Annotated in this window: 13 protein-coding genes and 1 tRNA gene; 12 read left to right on the forward strand and 2 right to left on the reverse strand. The window is 43.4% G+C overall.

The annotated features are described in order from the left end of the window. The first annotated feature begins 48 nt into the window (after positions 1-48). The 7 genes from BM294_RS02950 (at position 49) to BM294_RS02980 (ending at position 10,065) form a co-directional block, all read left to right on the forward strand. A complete protein-coding gene (locus BM294_RS02950) occupies positions 49-1,758 on the forward strand; it encodes an ABC transporter permease (RefSeq protein WP_091204793.1) in 1,710 nt (569 codons plus the stop codon). Position 1,759: 1 nt separating this feature from the next. Next, positions 1,760-2,842, forward strand: coding sequence for an ABC transporter ATP-binding protein (locus tag BM294_RS02955; protein ID WP_091204795.1), 1,083 nt, complete (start codon positions 1,760-1,762; stop codon positions 2,840-2,842). Between the two features lie 452 nt (positions 2,843-3,294). Then, the gene (locus BM294_RS02960) at positions 3,295-4,344 is read left to right on the forward strand and encodes a 3-deoxy-7-phosphoheptulonate synthase (RefSeq protein WP_091204796.1); all 1,050 of its coding nucleotides are present in this window, start codon (positions 3,295-3,297) and stop codon (positions 4,342-4,344) included. Positions 4,345-4,569: 225 nt separating this feature from the next. After that, the gene (gene tyrS / locus BM294_RS02965) at positions 4,570-5,790 is read left to right on the forward strand and encodes a tyrosine--tRNA ligase (RefSeq protein ID WP_091204798.1); all 1,221 of its coding nucleotides are present in this window, start codon (positions 4,570-4,572) and stop codon (positions 5,788-5,790) included. A 181-nt stretch (positions 5,791-5,971) separates the two neighbouring features. Beyond that, positions 5,972-6,493 (forward strand): hypothetical protein, encoded by a 522-nt coding sequence (locus tag BM294_RS02970; protein ID WP_139225841.1) that lies wholly within the window; start codon positions 5,972-5,974, stop codon positions 6,491-6,493. A 103-nt stretch (positions 6,494-6,596) separates the two neighbouring features. Further along, entirely contained in the window at positions 6,597-8,384 is a 1,788-nt protein-coding gene (locus BM294_RS02975; protein WP_091204800.1) for a DUF5722 domain-containing protein, read from the forward strand. Between the two features lie 397 nt (positions 8,385-8,781). After that, positions 8,782-10,065, forward strand: coding sequence for an SPFH domain-containing protein (locus BM294_RS02980; RefSeq protein ID WP_091204802.1), 1,284 nt, complete (start codon positions 8,782-8,784; stop codon positions 10,063-10,065). Positions 10,066-10,131: 66 nt separating this feature from the next. On the opposite strand, the gene BM294_RS02985 is transcribed toward BM294_RS02980, so the two are convergent. Beyond that, positions 10,132-10,204, reverse strand: a tRNA-Arg gene (locus tag BM294_RS02985). A gap of 318 nt (positions 10,205-10,522) precedes the next feature. Between BM294_RS02985 and BM294_RS02990 the strand changes: the two genes are divergently transcribed. Then, the gene (locus BM294_RS02990; RefSeq protein WP_091204804.1) at positions 10,523-11,383 is read left to right on the forward strand and encodes a MurR/RpiR family transcriptional regulator; all 861 of its coding nucleotides are present in this window, start codon (positions 10,523-10,525) and stop codon (positions 11,381-11,383) included. 302 nt (positions 11,384-11,685) lie between these two features. On the opposite strand, the gene uvrB is transcribed toward BM294_RS02990, so the two are convergent. Continuing rightward, positions 11,686-13,680, reverse strand: coding sequence for an excinuclease ABC subunit UvrB (gene uvrB, locus BM294_RS02995; protein ID WP_091204805.1), 1,995 nt, complete (start codon positions 13,678-13,680; stop codon positions 11,686-11,688). 335 nt (positions 13,681-14,015) lie between these two features. On the opposite strand from uvrB, the gene leuB reads away from it, so the two are divergent. The 4 genes from leuB to BM294_RS03015 all read left to right on the forward strand — a co-directional run bounded on the left by leuB (position 14,016) and on the right by BM294_RS03015 (position 20,196). Beyond that, a complete protein-coding gene (leuB, locus tag BM294_RS03000) occupies positions 14,016-15,113 on the forward strand; it encodes a 3-isopropylmalate dehydrogenase (protein WP_091204807.1) in 1,098 nt (365 codons plus the stop codon). 310 nt (positions 15,114-15,423) lie between these two features. After that, positions 15,424-16,503 carry a 3-phosphoserine/phosphohydroxythreonine transaminase gene (serC, locus tag BM294_RS03005; RefSeq protein ID WP_091204809.1) on the forward strand — a complete coding sequence of 360 codons (1,080 nt, stop codon included), beginning with the start codon at positions 15,424-15,426 and terminating at the stop codon, positions 16,501-16,503. Positions 16,504-16,614: 111 nt separating this feature from the next. Beyond that, positions 16,615-17,784 (forward strand): phosphoglycerate dehydrogenase, encoded by a 1,170-nt coding sequence (locus BM294_RS03010; RefSeq protein WP_091204810.1) that lies wholly within the window; start codon positions 16,615-16,617, stop codon positions 17,782-17,784. Between the two features lie 417 nt (positions 17,785-18,201). Next, entirely contained in the window at positions 18,202-20,196 is a 1,995-nt protein-coding gene (locus BM294_RS03015) for a sodium-translocating pyrophosphatase (RefSeq protein WP_330389771.1), read from the forward strand. Positions 20,197-20,433 lie beyond the last annotated feature (237 nt).

The following is a 20,433-nucleotide window of genomic DNA, read 5'->3' on the forward strand; positions in this document are numbered from 1 at the left end:
TCCTGCTCCTTTTGAAATGATTTGTATTTGCCCCCGGAGGACAAACTTATGAACGGTTCACAAAGTCAAAGACTGGAACGGCAAAAGTTCTTTTCTGATCCCATAATGGTCAGTACCATAGCGGTTCTGATAGTATTCCTGCTTTTATTTATACTTTATCCGCTTCTCATGCTTTTGATAGACAGTGTGGTTTCGGACGGCAGAGTGACTCTTGATGTTTTCAGAAGAGTGCTCAGTATGGATAGATTCAGGACTGCCTTCAGGAATACTCTGGTGCTCGGATTTCTGGTGGGAATCGCATCAACAGCCATAGGCCTGCTTTTTGCCTATGTGGAGGTTTACGTTAAGCTCAGAAGTGTTTTTCTGGAGAAGCTGTTTAATGTTGTCTCCACACTTCCTGTGGTTTCGCCTCCGTTTGTATTATCCCTTTCCATGATCATGCTTTTCGGAAGATCCGGAATCATTACACGTTCTATCCTTCATATATATGATTCGGATATATATGGACTTAAGGGCATAGCCATAGTTCAGATTCTGACATTTTTTCCGGTATGCTATATGATGCTCAAGGGACTTTTGAAGAATATTGATCCGTCTCTCGAGGAAGCCACGAGAGATATGGGGGCGACCAGATGGCAGGTTTTCATGACTGTGACCTTCCCGCTGATGCTTCCGGGTCTGGGCAATACTTTCCTCGTAACTTTCATCGAGTCTGTTGCGGATTTCGCCAATCCGATGATGATCGGCGGTTCTTATGATACTCTCGCAACCACCATATATCTTCAGGTAACCGGAGCATTTGACAGTACCGGTGCGGCTGCCATGTCAGTGGTGCTTCTTTCTCTTACTGTGGTTCTGTTCCTGATACAGAAGTATTATCTTGAAAAACGTACGGCGGCAACACTGTCAGGAAAAGCAAGTCGAGGAAGAATGCCTATAGAGGACAGAAGTGTGAGAGTACCTTTGACCATATTCTGCAGTATCGTAGCAGTTTTTGTAACTCTCATGTATATCATGGTGCCCTTTGGGGCAATGTTTAAGCTTTGGGGAAGAGACTACAGCCTTACCCTAAAGTGGTTCCAGTACATGATGAAGACCTCGGGACTTGAGGCATTTCAGGATTCCTTTATGCTGTCCTTTGTTTCAGCACCCATAACTGCACTTCTTTCCATGATTATCTCTTATCTTGTAGTCAAAAAGAAGTTTAGAGGCAAGGGATTCATAGAGTTTGTTTCCATGCTTGCCATGGCGGTTCCCGGAACAGTTCTCGGTATCGGATATATCAGAGGATATGCCAACGGACTTTTCCGTACTGGAATCCTTCAGCAGATTTACGGTACCGGACTTATCCTTGTCATTGTATTTGTTGTAAGATCGCTTCCGACCGGAACAAGATCCGGTATCTCGGCATTGAGACAGATAGACAAATCTATAGAGGAATCGGCCTATGATATGGGAGCAAACAGTGCTGAAGTATTTACTTCTGTGACACTTCCGCTTATAAAAGATTCATTTTTGAGCGGACTTGTGACATCCTTTGTCAGATCCATAACCGCTATTTCTGCAGTCATATTGCTGGTAACTCCGGATTTCCTTATGATTACCTGCCAGATCAATGAACAGGCGGAAAAAGGTAATTACGGTGTGGCCTGTGCATACGCGACTGTACTTATTCTTATCACATATTCTGCGGTTGCCATCATGAATCTGGTGATAAAGCATTTTGGAACCAGCAGAGAAATAAGGGAGGAAAGCTGATATGGAAAAAGAGAAAAAGGGTGTGGGTTTAAAGCACATCTCAAAGATATACACTGACCCAAAGACTAAAAAGCAGTTTTATGCTGTGAAAGATATGAACCTTGACATTGCACCGGGAAGTTTCGTGACTCTCCTCGGCCCTTCAGGCTGCGGAAAAACAACAACTCTCCGTATGATCGCAGGTTTTGAATCTCCTGATGAAGGGCAGATTTATATAGGTTCTGAAGCTGTAAATGAACTGACTCCCAACAAGAGAGATACGGCAATGGTATTTCAGAGTTATGCATTGCTTCCGCATTACAATGTATTCGATAATGTTGCCTACGGTCTGAAGCTTAGAAAGCTACCTAAAGAAGTAATACATGAGAAGGTTATCAATATCCTTAAACTTGTGGAGATGGAGGGGATGGAGTCAAGAATGACAAACCAGCTTTCCGGCGGACAGCAGCAGAGAGTCGCTCTCGCGAGAGCACTGGTTCTTGAGCCGGGAGTACTGCTTTTTGATGAACCTCTCAGCAATCTTGATGCGAAGCTTAGAGTCACCATGCGTACTGAGATAAGACGCATACAGCAGAAGGTGGGCATAACAGCTATCTATGTAACCCATGATCAGTCTGAGGCCATGAGCATTTCCGACCAGATCATCATTATGAGCAAAGGAAAAATGGAACAGGTGGGAACACCGAGGGAGATATATTATCACCCGGCATCAAGATTTGTCGCGGATTTCATCGGTGAAGCAAACTTCATACCGGCGGAAGTGGAAAGCGTGGATGAAGAAAATGAAACCGCAGATATCAGTGTATTCGGAGAAAAGATAACCGTAAGAAACCATAACAGGATAAAACCTCACGAGGAAGCCTCTCTGGTCATTCGACCTGAAAATGCAAAACTCAGCGATAAAGGAATCCTGAAGGGCGTGGTTTCACTGTCAACCTTCATGGGATCATACCAGTACTATCGCCTGAAAATCGGAGATATGGAAGTGCAGCTCTCGGACTACAATCCCGTAAACAGAAAGGTATATGAGGTAAACGAAGAAGCCTGCCTGGATTTCGACCCGAAGGCGGTATATATTCTTTGATGATGCTCTATAAGTATTAGTTCTCCTATAAAAATGAGAGAAAACTATACAACAAGACTATCACATATAGGGATAAGAAAATGCAAGGGATGGGTGACCAGGCTTGTGAGTTGAAAGAATATACTCGCAGACATGTACGATTCAATATGCACTTTTGTGCATATTGGGCGCACATGACAAGAGGATGTTCTTTCAATCTCGTGGGACGTCGCGCAACCTTGCATTTACTGTATCCCTCATACAGGTTATATTTTCTATGCCCTATGATTACTTGATTTTATGTCTCACAAGAACTATACTTCAGCTAATGCGGCTTTTATCTGCATTTTCTGCATTTATCAAAGTTTATGATACCTGGGAAATCGTCATGACCGGTAAGCATCGGCATGAATTCAGATAGAAGTCCACGGGAAGGGTAGATATGAAGACCCTCGCATTGAAAGGAGTACACTATGGGATTTGAATTCAGAGCAAAGCTTCCGTCCAGCGCGGAAATCAGAGAACAGATTCCTCTTTCAGCAGAGCTTGCCAAGATAAAGGCAGAACGCGACGAGGAAATCAAGGCCATATTCAGAGGAGACTCAAAGAAGTTTCTTCTTATCATCGGACCATGTTCGGCAGATCATCCGGATCCGGTACTTGAGTATTGCAACCGATTAAAAGAGATTGCAGATCAGGTCAAGGACAGTATCATGATCGTGCCGCGTATATACACAAACAAGCCACGTACAACAGGTCAGGGTTACAAGGGAATGCTTCATCAGCCGGACCCTGAAAAGGATGCCAATGTTTTAGGCGGTATCGCAGCCATCAGAAAGCTTCATATGGAAGTCCTTTCACAGACAGGAATGTCAACAGCTGATGAGATGCTGTATCCTGACAATCTCCGTTACCTCAGTGATATCATGAGCTATGTGGCTGTTGGCGCACGTTCTGTTGAGAACCAGCAGCACAGACTTGTGGCATCAGGTATAGATGTTCCTACCGGAATGAAGAACCCGACTTCCGGAGACTTCGGAGTCATGCTTAATTCTATCTATGCAGGACAGCATGCACATGACTTTATTTTCCGCGAGTGGGAGGTTCAGTCCGATGGAAATCCTTACACACATGCGATTCTGAGAGGAGCACAGTCAAAGCATGGTCAGATCATGCCGAACTATCACTATGAGGATCTGAAGCTTCTTTACAACCTGTATACAAAGAAAGAGCTTTTGAATCCTGCGGTTGTGGTAGATACAAACCACTGTAATTCTGCAAAGAAGTATAAGGAACAGCTTCGTATCGCGAAGGAAGTCATGCATTCACGCAAGTACTCTGCAGAGCTTGCACGTTTTGTAAAGGGGCTTATGGTTGAGTCCTACATCGAGGAAGGCAGCTGTAAGGTAGAGGATCATATCTTCGGAAAGTCCATTACCGATGCATGTATAGGATGGGAAGATACCAAGAGACTCATTTCAGATGTATATGATTATACTCAGATGACCAGGTTCGAAGACTGATAAAGACATAAGTACCCCGGCCTAAATGCTTGCATTTAGACCGGGATTTTGTATATACTAGATAAAGTTCGCGAATCGAAATTATTTGTGGTTCATACCGGATTTCGGCGAATGGTAAAATATGACATAGATTAATGCCATATATATCATAGAATCCGTAAGCTGCATGATTTGAAGATCAGCTGTGTCAGTTTTGGATTAATTTATATAAGGAGAAAAGATTCGATGGGTGTATACGAAGAATTGGTAGCCAGAGGCCTGATCGCACAGGTCACAAACGAGAAAGAAATCAAAGAGCTTGTTAACAACGGTAAGGCTACTTTCTATATTGGCTTTGATCCGACGGCTGATTCTCTGCATGTTGGACACTTTATGGCTCTGACACTTATGAAGCGTCTTCAGGAAGCCGGAAACAAGCCTATAGCTCTTGTTGGCGGCGGAACAGCTATGATAGGAGATCCTTCAGGACGTTCAGATATGCGTACTATGATGACTATCGAGCAGATCGATCATAACTGTGAGTGCTTCAAGAAGCAGATGAGCCGTTTTATCGAGTTCGGTGAAGGAAAGGCTATGCTGGTTAACAATGCTGACTGGCTCAGAAACCTTAACTTCCTCGATTTCATGAGAGATATCGGACCATGTTTTTCAGTAAATGATATGCTCCGTGCAAGATGCTATGTTAACCGTATGGAGCAGGGGCTTACATTCCTTGAGTTCTCATACATGCTTATGCAGGGTTATGATTTCTACCGTCTTTTCAAGGATTACGGATGTAATATGGAGTTCGGTGGTGATGACCAGTGGTCAAATATGCTTGCAGGAACAGAACTTATCCGTAAGAAGGAAGCAAAGGATGCACACGCGCTTACTATCACACTTCTCACTAACAAAGAAGGAAAGAAGATGGGTAAGACAGCAAGCGGTGCGGTATGGCTTGATCCTGAGAAGACAACTCCGTATGATTTCTACCAGTACTGGAGAAATGTTGACGACGCTGACGTTATCAAGTGCCTTAAACTTCTTACATTCATTCCTCTTCCGGAGATTGAGGAGATGGCTAAGTGGGAAGGTGCAGAGCTTAACAAGGCTAAGGAGAGACTTGCTTACTCACTTACAGAACTTGTTCACGGAAAGGAAGAAGCTGATAAGGCTGATTCAGCTGCCAAGGCTATATTTGTAGGCGGCGGTGACAGTGAGAATATGCCTAAGTACACACTTAAGGCTGAGGATTACAGAGACGGCGCTATTGACATTTGCGGTATCCTTGCAGTTTCAGGTCTTGCAAAGTCAAGATCAGAGGCTCGTCAGAATGTTCAGCAGGGCGGCGTTCAGGTAGCAGGTGAGAAGGTTACAGATATCAAGACTTCATATACTGCGGAAGATTTCAAGGACGGCGTTGTTGTACAGCGTGGAAAGAAAAACTTTGTAAAGATTTTCTCTTGATTTCCTTTTTCTAAACAAAGCTTACTTACTCTTAAATTTAGTTTACATATAGGCGGATTGGGTTGTCTCAATCCGCCTTTTATTTTATAATGTTTCTAGATAAAAAATTAAATTCATATCGATATCGACTGTTTTTACTATTGACATGAAGATTAAGAAGGAGCTTTGAGTATTCATGCACTTGAAGAAATTATTCCGATATATTGCTGTGACTGCAGGAGTGGTTACAACACTGTGTTCGACATCATTTGCTCAGGCTGTTGTCAGGAACGTTGGTGTTGTTAAGCCTATCCAGATAGTGGTAGACAGTGATTATATACTTGCAAAAGTCAATGACCCTGTAAGCCGTAAGGATCAGCAGGCTTATATTGTTGCTGACAATGCAGCATTTCATCTGGTTTCCGATTCATATTCGGAGGCTGAGGTTATTTTCTGTATTAATGAATTTGTTGATGGACAGGATGCCGGTGTATCAAACCGCGTTCTGAAGAAAACTGTATCCATGGGAGAAGAGCTTACTATGCTTCCGGCGGATACATTTGATGATGGTGTGGCAGACGGATCGGCCTACAAGATCACCGATCGGTGCTATGCAATCAAGGTCTACGGATCAGATAAGAAGAATTGTGATATTTTCTATTTTGGACTTGTAGATGAGGATACCTACGATAAGATGGCGGAGACTTCCGCATCAGCCACGTAAGTGAGGCAAACATTATTTAAGCAGTGAACATAAAAACTATACATCAGGATTCCAGTCCTTATGTGTAGTTTTTTTATTATCAACTTATGAGAGGAAGGTATAAATGACATTAAATATAAAAAACAGATCTCTGAAAACATTGTGTGTTGCGGGGATCGTTCTTGCACTTTCGGGTTTTCCGGCTTATGCGGATGTTGCCGGAACAGGTGTTGATCCTTCGACATTTGTTTATCCCGGTGCCGGTTCTTCTGCCACTGTTTCACAGAATGCTTCAAGTGCAGGGGTTAGTTACAGGATTGATTATACAACTGAGGCTTCACTCAATGCATCGAATGTTGTATCGGGGTATGCAAAGGTCACTGAGGTTGCATTAAATCCTTATGATCCGACGAAGATCAATATCACTGTAGATGCAAGTGCACTTTTAGGACAGGTTCAGAACTTATATCTATTTGATATGAAACCTTATGAAATGGATCTTAACGGCAGAAGTGATTATCTTTCTGTCAGGGAGATCGGTAACGGAAAGATCACAGTAACTGTTGATCTCTTCAGGGAAGATGGAAGCAACAGAATATACGATGCTTTTGTTCTGGCGGTTCCACAGGGAGACGGATATTACATAGTTTCCAACCGTTGTTACATTTCCAACCCGGAAGCGATTGCGGCTGATCAGACGCCCGCACTTAATCTTGGTAAAAAAGGTCTGATGGTAGACCCCAATATCCTTGATGATGCTATTGATTTAAATATTAAGCATGCATTTGTTGCAATCACAACGAGCCAGCTTTTCGGTCAGGGCATTAATTATACCTTTGAGGGCAAGACATATTCCTTTGATTCAGGACTTGTAAATCAGCTCGACCAGGAGATCAATCGTCTCAGTTCCAGCGGTATTGCCGTTACTGCAGGTATCGTTAACGGATGGAATGCACAGTATCCTGATCTGTACAGACCCGGCACTGCAGTTCAGTCTTCGGATGCTGCTCTGTACTACGGATTTAATGTTGAAACCGAAGATGGTTTTCAGATGGTTAAAGCGCTGGCTTCATTTCTTGCAAACAGGTATAACGGTCATAACAGCCATGGAAAGATCACAAACTGGGTTATAGGAAATGAAATAAACAATCAGTACTGGAATTATGTTGGTAATTACAGTGTGGCTGATTATACAAGGATATTCCAGAGAACATTCAGGGTTTTCTATACAGCAATCAAGTCTGTTTCTGCCAATGACAATGTTATGTTCTCATTGGATTATTATTGGACTATACCAACAGAATCCGGAATAGTTACCAAGTACCCCGGAAAGGATGTTCTTGATACTTTTGCATCTCTTGACGCTCAGGAAGGACGGACAAACTGGGCTCTGGCCATTCATCCTTATCCTTACCCGCTTACGGATCCTGTTTTCTGGGATGACGAGAGTTCAAACAAGGTCACTCAGGATGTGACTACTCCGGTTGTGAGTTATCTGAATCTTGGCGTTTTGACCAATTATATGCACAACGGCAATATGCTGGATAACAACGGAGCTGTTCGCAATATTTTCATGACTGAGCAGGGATTCAGTTCTGTGAAGAATCTGTATAAGGATTCTACAACTGAACAGGCAGCGGCAGTAGCATACGGACACTATATAGTTGAGAACAATCCGGATATTGATGCATATATGCTTTCACGCCAGCTTGATAATGAAGGTGAGACAAAGGATGGTCTGTATTTTGGACTTTCAACCACCGGTGCAGATGGCTCATTACAGGCCAAGCCGGCGAGAGAAGTTTTTAAGTATATAGATGATCCTGCACAGTCACTTCAGATTTCTGATTTTGCAAAGAGCATCATCGGAATAAATGACTGGTCGGAGGTTATTCCGGGATTCCATCTGTAAAATTGTTTTAATCTTTTTTCTAAAAGGCAGCCGGATGGCTGTCTTTTATATTGGATTTTTTTGCCGAAGCGTCCCGTTTTAAAATGGACCCCTCCGGTTCATCCTGGATCAATCGGCGTCAGAACGGTTCCGGAGGGAGAAATATAAAGCTATTATTGTAATACAAATGTTGTGACCGGAAAAAAATTGATTTATAATAAAAGATAACTAAAACAATTTTTTTAATATTTGAGGGGTGTGCAGAGTTTTTCTTGTAACTAGGCATTTATCATCAGCTGTTCGAGGATGTGAGGAATGTTGTTCCATACATTTCTGAGGAGTTTAAAGATAATGATTTTGAATCATTGATCATTGCTGGACATCAGGCTGATGTTCCCGGAGTATAGGAGGAAGTTATATGGGACTTTTGCAGGTTGGTAAAGCTGCTGTAAGCACAGTACTTTCAGACCAGTGGCGTGAGTACTTCTACTGTGACTCACTGGATGAGAGAGTACTCATGAAGAAAGGTGCTCCACGTAGAGGAAAAAACAATTTTAATACCAAGGCAAGCGATAATGTTATCACAAACGGCTCCATCGTTGCTGTAAACGAAGGTCAGTGTATGATTATCGTTGATAACGGTGCCATCGTTGAAGTCAGTGCTGAGCCGGGTCAGTTCGTTTGGGATTCTTCATCAGAGCCTACTATCTTTTACGGCGGACTTAAGAAGGGTATCGTTGATTCATTCAATCAGTGGAAAAAGCGTGTGACATTTGCCGGTGATACAGCTACTGATCAGAGAGTGTATTTCTTTAATACCAAGGATATCTTCGGAAACAAGTACGGTACACAGAATCCGATTCCTTTCCGTCTTATCGACAGGAATATCAATCTTGATGTTGAGTTTGGCATACGTTGCCATGGTGAGTACAGCTACAGAATCGCAGACCCTATCCTTTTCTACAAGAAGGTTTGTGGTAATGTTACTGATGAGTACACTCGTGACCGCATCGATTCACAGCTTAAGTCAGAGCTTCTTACAGCTCTTCAGCCTGCATTTGCAGACATTTCAGCTAAGGGAATCAGATATTCAGAGCTTCCTGCACATTCTGATGACATCGCTGAAGCACTTAATACTCACCTCACAGAGACATGGGGCAAGCATTATGGAATCGAGATTGCTTCTTTCGGATTAAGCTCAGCAACTATTTCCGAAGAGGATGCTCAGAAGATCCAGACACTTCAGCTCAATGCTACACTTCGCGATCCGGGTATGGGTGCTGCAACACTCACCGCTGCTCAGGCACAGGCAATGAAGGATGCTGCAAACAATACATCCACAGGTCCTATGATGGCATTTGCCGGTATGAATATGGCAAATATGGCAGGCGGTATGAATGCCAATACTCTGTATGGTATGGCTCAGCAGAATCAGCAGGCTTCACAGATGCAGCAGCAGGCTCAGGCACCTCAGATGGCTCCTCAGGGAGTTGTAGGCGCTATGGGTACAAACGGTGCAGCGCCGGAACAGCCAAAGATGCAGGCCGGTGGATGGACATGCGAGTGCGGAGCTTCCAACAACGGAAACTTCTGTACAAACTGCGGAAAGCCGAGACCAAAGCCGGCTACATGGTTCTGCCCACAGTGCGGAACTGAAAACGGCGGCAATTTCTGTACAAATTGCGGAACAAAGAGACCGTAAAATTATTGTGATAAAAAACTCCCGGAATGAAGTATAAAAGCTTCATCCCGGGAGTTTTGCAATGTATGTTCCTAGACGGACTCGAACCGTCACTACAGGCGTCGGAGGCCTGCGCTCTATCCTGTTAAGCTATAGAAACAGAAAAACATTTTTTCAACTTTTTGATTATACGGCATCGTGAGCCAAAAAACAAGTTAATGCTTCTTTTGTGTGAAAATTGTTAGTGAGGTTGTGTGAACGGTAGTGTAACCCACCCGATTAATGCGGATCAATAAAAGCGAAATTCTTCCGTGCTCAATGGATTGAAATAAATTTCCACCCGTGATATGATAAACCAAGAGATATGAAAATTTGGCCTGTCGCATTATGTACGGATGTAACGAGTGAGCATCCTTGTACAGCTCACTATTTGAATTTGTTCATTATTTTTTGTGAAACCTTTTGAGAGGAGAAAGAGATGCAGGAGGATTACATAACCAAGATTCGTTCGGCATATAATCAATTTACAAAGGCAGAGAAGAAAGTTGCGGATTATATATTGGCTAATCCGAGGCAAGTACTGTTTATGTCTATTTCAGATCTTGCAGAGGCCTGTGATGTAGGTGATACATCTGTATTCAGATTTTGTAAGACCATGAACGTGAAGGGATATCAGGAATTCAAGATGATGCTTTCCCTGAGTATGCGTTCCAATGATTCAGGACTTAATGTCACAGAGGACAAGACCATTACCCTTGAAGATGACATAGCCGAGCTTGCAAAGAAAGTACTGTCTGAAAACATTTCTGCGATACAGGAAACATATTCGCTTATAGACGGTAAGCAGATGACTGAAGCCATGAATGCTCTTACCGATGCCAAGCGTATAGTATTTTTCGGAGTAGGAACCTCGATGCTCACAGCTATGAAGGCTATGAATAAGTTTCTGCGTATAGAGCCTAAGGTTGTTTGTAACATGGATGCGCATATGCAGCTTATCACTGCGGCTACATTGACAAGTAATGATGTTGCATTGATTTTCTCATATTCAGGTTCAACCAAGGATACTGTAGAAATCGCCAAGTCGGCTAAAAAGGCAGGAGCCAGGACAATCGTCATAACCAGATTTACAAAGTCTCAGCTTACTCAGTATGCAGATATACTGTTACTTTGCGGTGCTAATGAAGGAACTCTTCAGAACGGTTCAACATCAGCAGAGATTTCACAGCTTTTCCTTGTGGATGTCATGTATAGTGAGTATTACCGCAGACATTACAAGAAGTGTAAGCCTACCTGGGAAAGGACACGGGATGCAGTTCAGGACAAGAACTACACTTAATTTGTGCGGACGCATTATCGTATAAGCTATTCTGTGTGTCTTTACGGATTTATGTAAAAAGGATAATGATTTCAACAATAAAGCAGATACCGTAGCGGCAATTTTTGATGGAATTGCCGCGGGTATCTGCTTTTGGATTTGTTGTATGCTTTAGTCCGTGTCATTAAACACGGGAGCCATATATCAATTTTCGAATATTCATAACCGGAGTCATGTATACGGGTTCTCGTTTGCCGTTTTCTACGCGCTTTGTGCTTTCCTGTGAACCTGTCTATTTGAGTCAGAAATCATATAGATCTTCGTTAGCTGTCCTTCTCCATACTTTTCCGAATCTCTTCGATTCTGTCGCGGTACTTTGCAGCATCCTCAAAGTTAAGCTCCGTAGCTGCGGCACGCATTTTCTTTGTGAGTTCCCTGATAAGCCTGTCAAGTTCCTGATGAGTCATTGACTCGATATCCTTCTTGATTCCATGCTTATCATCAAGACTTGTGGCCTTGGAGATTGCTATGAGATCGGCAACAGCCTTCCTGATGGTGGTAGGAGTGATGTTGTGCTCCTTATTGTATTCCATCTGCACCTTTCGGCGGCGTTCTGTTTCTGTGATGGTTCGATTCATGGACTCGGTGATATTATCGGCATACATGATGACATGTCCTTCGGAATTTCTTGCGGCTCTGCCGACGGTCTGTATAAGTGATGTCTCGGAACGGAGGAAACCCTCTTTATCCGCATCAAGGATGGCAACAAGGGCTACTTCCGGGATATCAAGTCCTTCTCTCAAAAGGTTTATGCCCACCAGAACATCAAATTTATCAAGACGCATATCTCTGATGATTGACGCACGCTCCAGAGTATCAATGTCTGAATGAAGGTATTTGACACGGATATCGGCATCCTTAAGGTATTTGGTCAGATCCTCGGCCATACGCTTAGTGAGAGTAGTGACAAGTATCTTGCTTTTTCTGGCAATCTCCTTGTGTATCTCAACGATAAGATCATCAATCTGTCCCTTTGTGGGGCGGACATCAATTTCCGGGTCAAGAAGACCTGTGGGTCTGATGATCTGTTCAGCCCGCAAAAGTTCATGTTCGGCCTCATACTCACCCGGAGTTGCGGAAACGAAAAGCATCTGGTCGACTTTTTGTTCAAACTCCTCAAAATTCAGCGGACGGTTATCAAGAGCGGAAGGAAGTCTGAAACCGAAATCAACAAGTGTTGTTTTACGGGACAGGTTACCGTTATACATACCTCTGACCTGTGGAAGGGTAACATGAGACTCATCAATGATAATGAGATAATCGTCAGGGAAATAATCCATAAGGGTATATGGGGGTTCACCAGGCTGTGCAAAATTCAGGTGTCTCGTATAGTTTTCGATACCTGAGCAGAAACCGGTTTCCTTAAGCATCTCAACGTCATAGTTTGTTCTTTCGGATATGCGCTGAGCTTCGATGAGTTTATCATTATCCTTGAAGTACTGAACTCGGTCTTCAAGTTCCTCCAGTATGTTGCCACATGCGAGATTGAGTTTTTCCTGTGGGATGACATAGGGACTTGCGGGGAAAATCATGATATGTTCCATCGTTGCATTGGCTTTCCCCGTAAGAGCATTGATGCGAGTGATCCTGTCGATTTCATCTCCGAAAAATTCTACACGATAAGCTTCTTCACCCTCGCTGGCAGGAAATACATCTACAACATCGCCCATGACACGGAAAGTTCCCCGCTTAAAGTCCATATCATTACGATTGTACTGAATGTTTATGAGCTGTCTTATGAACTGATCCCTGTCCTTTTGCATGCCGGGGCGAAGAGAGATAGCCATGTTGAGGTATTCCGTAGGTGCACCCAACCCGTAAATGCATGAAACAGATGAAACCACTATAACATCGTCACGTTCTGAGAGCGAAGCCATGGCTGAGTTTCTGAGCTTATCTATCTCATCGTTAATGTCGGAATCTTTTTCGATATATGTGTCTGTTGAAGGCACATAGGCCTCAGGCTGGTAGTAGTCGTAGTATGAAACGAAATACTCTACTGCATTTTCAGGAAAGAACTCTTTCATCTCTGAGTACAGCTGGGCTGCAAGCGTTTTGTTGTGGGAGATGATAAGAGTGGGCTTTTTAACAGCCTGTATGACATTGGCCATGGTGAATGTTTTACCTGAACCTGTAACACCAAGAAGTGTTTCGAACTGATTTCCTTCTTTAAAACCTGCCACCAGAAGGTCGATGGCGTGCGGCTGGTCGCCGGTAGGCTGATAGTCTGAATGTAGTTTAAATTCGTGATGTTCCATAAATGTATCCTTTTTAATCAGTGTTTACCTAAAAAGCTTTGGATCAGTGGAAAGTTTGAGACATTATAAATCAACGTTGCCGGATGGCAGAATGCTGCCGGATCCTCATCAGAGTATATCACACATGCATTTTCGTATATATAGCGTATAAGTTCAATGTTTTTATAGAATGACTTTCATTGAAAAGGTGATATCAGTCATAGCGTAAATATATTTGTGCTATCGGAATGGAACTGTAATATAATATTTGTATAAGTTATGACGTGCTGTGCATCATAAGTGAGTGGCGGATACATTTTCACTCACATCATTACGTATGATATGGAGGATATAGAATGAACGTGAAGATCACGACCATACCCGGAGATGGCATAGGACCGGAAATCGTCAGAGAAGCAGTTAAGGTTCTCAATAAAGTCGGCGAAGTATTCGGACATGAGTTTACATTTGAAGAGGTACTTATGGGTGGATGCTCCATAGATGCCTACGGTGTTCCGCTAACCGATGAAACAATTGAAAAGTGTAAGGCTGCTCAGGCTGTTCTCATGGGTTCCATCGGAGGAAAAGTAGGTCAGTCAAAGTGGTACGAGCTTCCCCCCGAAAAGAGACCGGAGGCAGGACTTCTGAAGCTTCGTAAGTCACTGGGTCTGTTCTGTAATCTCAGACCTGCACATTTGTATCCTGAACTTAAGAAAGCCTGCCCGCTTCGTGAGTCTATAGCAGAGCAGGGCTTTGATGTAATGATGGTAAGAGAGCTTACGGGTGGTCTGTATTTTGGTGCCAGAAAAACCGAGATTGTGGACGGAGAAGAGGTCGCCATCGACACACTTGAGTACCACGACTATGAGATCAGACGTATAGCCAAAAAGGCATTTGAGATTGCCATGAAGCGCGGCAGGAAGCTTACTTCCGTGGATAAGGCCAATGTTCTGGATTCTTCCAGATTGTGGAGAAAGATTTTTGCAGAGGTTTCGGCTGATTACCCTGAAGTTCAGCTTGAGAATGCATTAGTGGATTCCACAGCCATGCAGCTTGTAAGAAATCCCGGACAGTTTGATGTGGTAGCTACCGAAAATATGTTCGGAGACATTCTTTCTGATGAAATGGCTGAGATTGCTGGTTCCCTCGGAATGCTTCCGTCGGCCTCTCTCCGTGAAGACAGCTTTGGACTCTATGAGCCTTCAGGTGGCTCTGCTCCCGATATTGCAGGGATGAATATCGCCAATCCTCTTGCGACTATACTGAGTGCAGCCATGCTTCTGAGATATTCACTTAATCTTACAGATGAGGCAGATGCGATTGAAAATGCTGTTTCATCGGCACTTGCTCAGGGCTTCCGCACAGGTGATATCATGGATGAAGATGAAAACGGGCTTACAAGACTTCATACGGATGAGATGGGTGACAAGATAGCTGAACTTATCAGAAAATAATAGGATTTTCATAAGATCAGCACTGACCGAAGCAAAGATTGTTTGCGTAAATATACATAAAAATATTTTATATATACGATAAAGCATAATGGTGCTATAGTATGCACATATCCGAAAGAAATCATTCAAGAAACATAATATAACCCATTGTTATATTGATTATATCGGATTCTTAAAATTTATGATGCTTCGAGACATATTTCACAGGTGGGCTTCACATAACCTGTGTGTGCCACACATCATCAGTGAGTGGTAAATACTTTTGACACTCACGTCATATCAATATATATATTCAAAGGAGTAATGGAAAATGAGCAGAGTTTACAATTTCAGCGCCGGACCTGCAGTTTTACCTGAAGAGGTCTTGAGAACATGTGCAGCAGAGATGCTTGATTATAAGGGATCAGGCATGTCGGTTATGGAGATGTCCCATCGTTCCAAAGACTATCAGAACATTATAGATACAGCTGAAGCTGATTTTCGTGAGCTCCTTCAGGTTCCTGATAACTATAGGGTTCTTTTCCTTCAGGGTGGCGGCAACACACAGTTTGCTATGGTACCCATGAACCTCATGAAAAACAGAGTTGCAGATTACATCGTTACAGGACAGTGGGCAAAGAAAGCAGCCAAGGAAGCAGAGATGTATGGCAAGGTTAATGTCATCGCAAGTTCGGCAGACAAGACATTTTCATACATTCCGGATCTTACGAATCTTCAGATCGATGATGATGCAGATTATGTTTATATTTGCCAGAACAATACAATCTACGGAACTACTATTAAGGAACTTCCTGATACCAAGGGAAAACCGCTGGTTTCAGATGTTTCATCAATGTTTTTGAGTGAGCCTATGGATGTTTCAAAGTATGGCGTGCTTTGGGGCGGTGTTCAGAAGAATGTGGGACCTGCAGGTGTTACCATCGTTGTTATCCGTGATGACCTCATCACAGAGGATGTTCTTCCGGGTACACCAACCATGCTTCGGTACAAGACTCATGCTGACAATAAGTCACTTTACAATACACCTCCATGCTACAACATTTATGTATGCGGACTTGTATTTAAGTGGCTGAAGGAGATGGGCGGACTTTCTGTTATGAAGGAGAGAAATGAAGAGAAGGCAAAGATTCTCTATGATTTCCTCGACAGTTCAAAGATGTTTAAGGGAACAGTGGTTCCTAGGGACAGATCACTTATGAATGTTCCTTTCATTACAGGCAACGAAGAACTTGATAAGAAGTTCATCGCAGAGGCATCGGCAGCAGGCTTCAAGAACTTAAAGGGTCATCGTACAGTAGGCGGAATGAGAGCTTCCATCTACAATGCTATGCCTAAGGAAGGCGTTGAGAAGCTTGTTCAGTTCATGGATGATTTTGAGAAGAATAACTGATCCAGGGACATAAAGTGCCAAATCACGTGCAGGGCATCATTAGTGGGTGACAAATACTTTGGACATCTACATCATAAGAAGGAGGCCGCGGAGATTTTTCCGCATTATAGTATGAAAGATCGTGAAATTTTTTGCTTAAATAATATAAGCCGCGTGGGAACAACAAAGTTCCGTAAAGGCTATACACTTGTAGATACTATTGAGAATGCAGCAGGCGTGCTTGTCCGTTCTGCAGATATGAAGGAGATGGATTTCCCAAAGACTCTTCGTGCCATCGGACGTGCAGGTGCCGGAGTTAACAATATTCCTCTTGAAAAGTGTGCAGAGCAGGGCATAGTTGTATTCAATACACCGGGTGCCAATGCCAATGCCGTTAAGGAGCTGGTTATCGCCGGTCTCATGCTTGCAAGCCGTGATGTTGTGGGCGGTGCAGCCTGGATAAAGGAAAATGCAGCTGACCCTGACATTGCCAAGAAGGCTGAAAAGGCCAAGAAGAATTTTGCAGGTACAGAGATCAAGGGGAAGAAGCTCGGTGTTATCGGACTTGGTGCTATCGGTGTTCTTGTTGCCAATGCGGCAGTTGAACTTGGAATGGATGTTTACGGATATGATCCGTATCTTTCTGTTAATTCCGCATGGAAACTCAGTCAGAAGGTTCATCATGCGGCTGTAGTTGATGAGATTTATGAGAAATCAGATTATATCACTGTGCATGTTCCGGCACTTGATTCAACAAAGGGAATGATCAACAGAGATTCCATCAGCAGAATGAAGGACGGAGTTCATATTCTTAATTTCGCAAGAGACGTTCTTGTCAATGATGATGATATGGCAGCGGCATTGGCCAGGGGCAAAGTGAAAACCTACGTAACAGATTTCCCTAATACAAAGTCCGCCAATATGCAGGGAGCACTTGTACTTCCTCATCTTGGAGCTTCAACAGAGGAAGCCGAGGATAATTGTGCTGTTATGGCTGTGGAGCAGGTTCAGGACTATCTTGATAACGGTAATATCCATAATTCAGTTAATTTCCCTGAGACGGATATGGGCGTTTGTCAGAGCGGCGGACGAATCGCTATACTTCACAGAAATATCCCTAACATGCTTGGACAGATCACCAAGGCACTTGGTGATGCCGGAATAAACATTGACGGACTTCAGAATAAGTCAAAGGGGAATTACGCATATACCCTTATGGATATCGACCAGCATCTTAATGAGGATGGTATGGAGAATCTTGGACATATCGACGGTATTCTCAGAGTTCGCAAAGTGAAATAAACTAATATGATGTAAGGGCAAAAGACTCAAATCACGTGCTTGCACGTTGATTTGAGTCTTTATGACCCGCCCGAACAAGAATAACGTAGTCATTTTGCACAGCAAAAGGACGTGAGTAACAAATGCTTTTGACACTCACGTTCTTATATATTTCCTTATCAGGGGGCGGTTCTCGAAAAAGAATCGTCCCCGATGTTTTTGAACCGTCCGGATGGCATTTGTGCCATGCCATATGAAGCATCCGGAAGACCAGTTTATCATCTTTTAATACATGCTCAGTCATTTAAAATGGGAATCTTTTCACAGGTCAGTTATACTAAAGGTGAAAAGAAATATATTGAGTGTATGTTGATATTTCGATATTTATGAAGGACTTTAATAGCAGGTTTGCTATGCGATTCAAAGGAGGATCAGAAGATGATGACATTTGATGTATTAATGTATCTGGCTCCGGTTCTTGGCGTTTGTGCTCTGATTTTTGCAGGCTTTCAGTCCGGCCGAATCGTCGGTGCCGATGAAGGAAATGACCGGATGAAAGAAATCGCAGGCGCAATATCTGAAGGAGCGCATGCTTTTTTGCTTGCTGAGTATCGCATCCTGATTTTGTTTGTTGCTGTACTGTTTGTGCTTATCGGCGCAGGGATAGGTTCCTGGGTGACGGCGGTATGTTTTCTTGCCGGAGCATTTTTCTCGACGTTGGCGGGATATTTTGGCATGACCATAGCTACCAGGGCCAATGTTCGTACCGCCAATGCTGCTATGACTAAGGGCATGAGTTCTGCTCTTCAGATTGCATTTGCTGGTGGTTCAGTCATGGGAATGTGCGTGGCAGGTTTTGGTGTTCTGGGAGTATCGCTCATTTATATCATTACAAGGGATGTTTCGGTGCTTTCCGGATTTTCACTGGGGGCCAGTTCCATTGCGTTGTTTGCCCGTGTGGGAGGAGGTATCTATACTAAAGCCGCCGATGTTGGAGCTGATCTTGTGGGGAAGGTTGAAGCGGGTATACCCGAGGATGATCCGAGAAATCCTGCTGTTATTGCCGATAATGTAGGCGATAATGTAGGCGATGTTGCCGGTATGGGTGCTGATCTCTTCGAATCCTATGTGGGTGCACTTGTCTCTGCTCTTACTCTCGGAGTGGTGTCATATGTGGATGGGAATGGCGTTGTTTATCCGCTTATGATTGCAGGCTTTGGACTTGCGGCAGCCATCGTTGGCTCCCTGTTTGTGGGCGGCGGTGATGATACAAATCCTCATAAGGCATTGAATAAAGCGAGTTATATTGCGAGTGCCGTTGTTCTTGTTGTGGCAGTTCTTTTCAGTATTATTTCCTTTGGAAGTATTATGGCTGCAATACCGGTTATAGCAGGTCTCGTGGTAGGAGTTCTAATCGGTACGGTTACCGAATTCTATACATCTGGTGATTATCATCCTGTTAAGGAGATTGCGAAGGAGTCTGAGACAGGTGCCGGAACAAACATTATCTCCGGTCTTGCAGTTGGCATGAGATCCACAGCAGTCCCCATCCTTCTTATCTGTATTGGCATATTTATTGCATACAGTACCATGGGACTCTATGGGATAGCTCTTGCCGCAGTAGGCATGCTAAGCACAACTGGAGTGACAGTCGCTGTTGATGCCTATGGACCTATAGCGGATAATGCCGGCGGAATTGCCGAAATGTCCGGACTTGATGAATCTGTCCGTGAGATCAATGACAAGCTTGATGCAGTCGGAAACACAACTGCAGCCATGGGAAAAGGTTTTGCAATAGGTTCTGCCGCACTTACGGCGCTGGCTCTCTTTGTTTCCTATGCGGATTCTGTGAAGCTTGAAAGTATCAATATTCTCGATACAAGAGTTACCATAGGACTTCTGATAGGAGGGATGCTTCCGTTCATATTCAGTGCATTTACTATGAATTCCGTTTCAAAGGCAGCCTATTCAATGATTGAAGAGGTTCGACGCCAGTTCCATGAGGATCCCGGTATCATGGCGGGAACATCAAGACCGGACTATAAGTCATGTGTTGGTATATCGACTACAGCGGCTCTCAGAGAAATGATCATTCCTGGAATACTGGCTGTGGCGGCACCGCTTTTGACCGGAGTTTTACTCGGGGCGGAATCACTTGGAGGACTTCTTGCAGGATCTCTTGTATCAGGTGTCATGCTTGCGATATTCATGTCCAATTCAGGTGGTGCATGGGATAATGCAAAGAAATATATAGAAAACGGAAACAATGGAGGAAAAGGCTCTGAGGCCCATAAGGCTGCGGTTGTCGGAGATACGGTGGGTGATCCGTTTAAGGATACATCGGGACCATCCATAAACATCCTTATCAAACTGATGACGGTCATTTCCCTGGTATTTGCACCATTGTTCCTGTCAATCGGCGGAGTTATATAATGTCTTATGATGTGAGAATTGAAGTCGATATCAGATCGATGTATTTCAAAAAGATCTTCCACTTTCGTATTTTGCGTAAGTGGAAGATTTAATTTATGATAAGATTTATACGGAAATCTTCCCCGGTGAAAGAAAGTTTCCGTTATTTCTTTAATTACGTTTAAGTTTGATGTAAGGTTCAAAAGTACAACACTATGATTTGTGTTAGTTTATGACCTTTATCATCAAGGGTGTCAA

This window comes from Oribacterium sp. WCC10, from assembly GCF_900113415.1.
Taxonomy (GTDB): domain Bacteria; phylum Bacillota; class Clostridia; order Lachnospirales; family Lachnospiraceae; genus Oribacterium.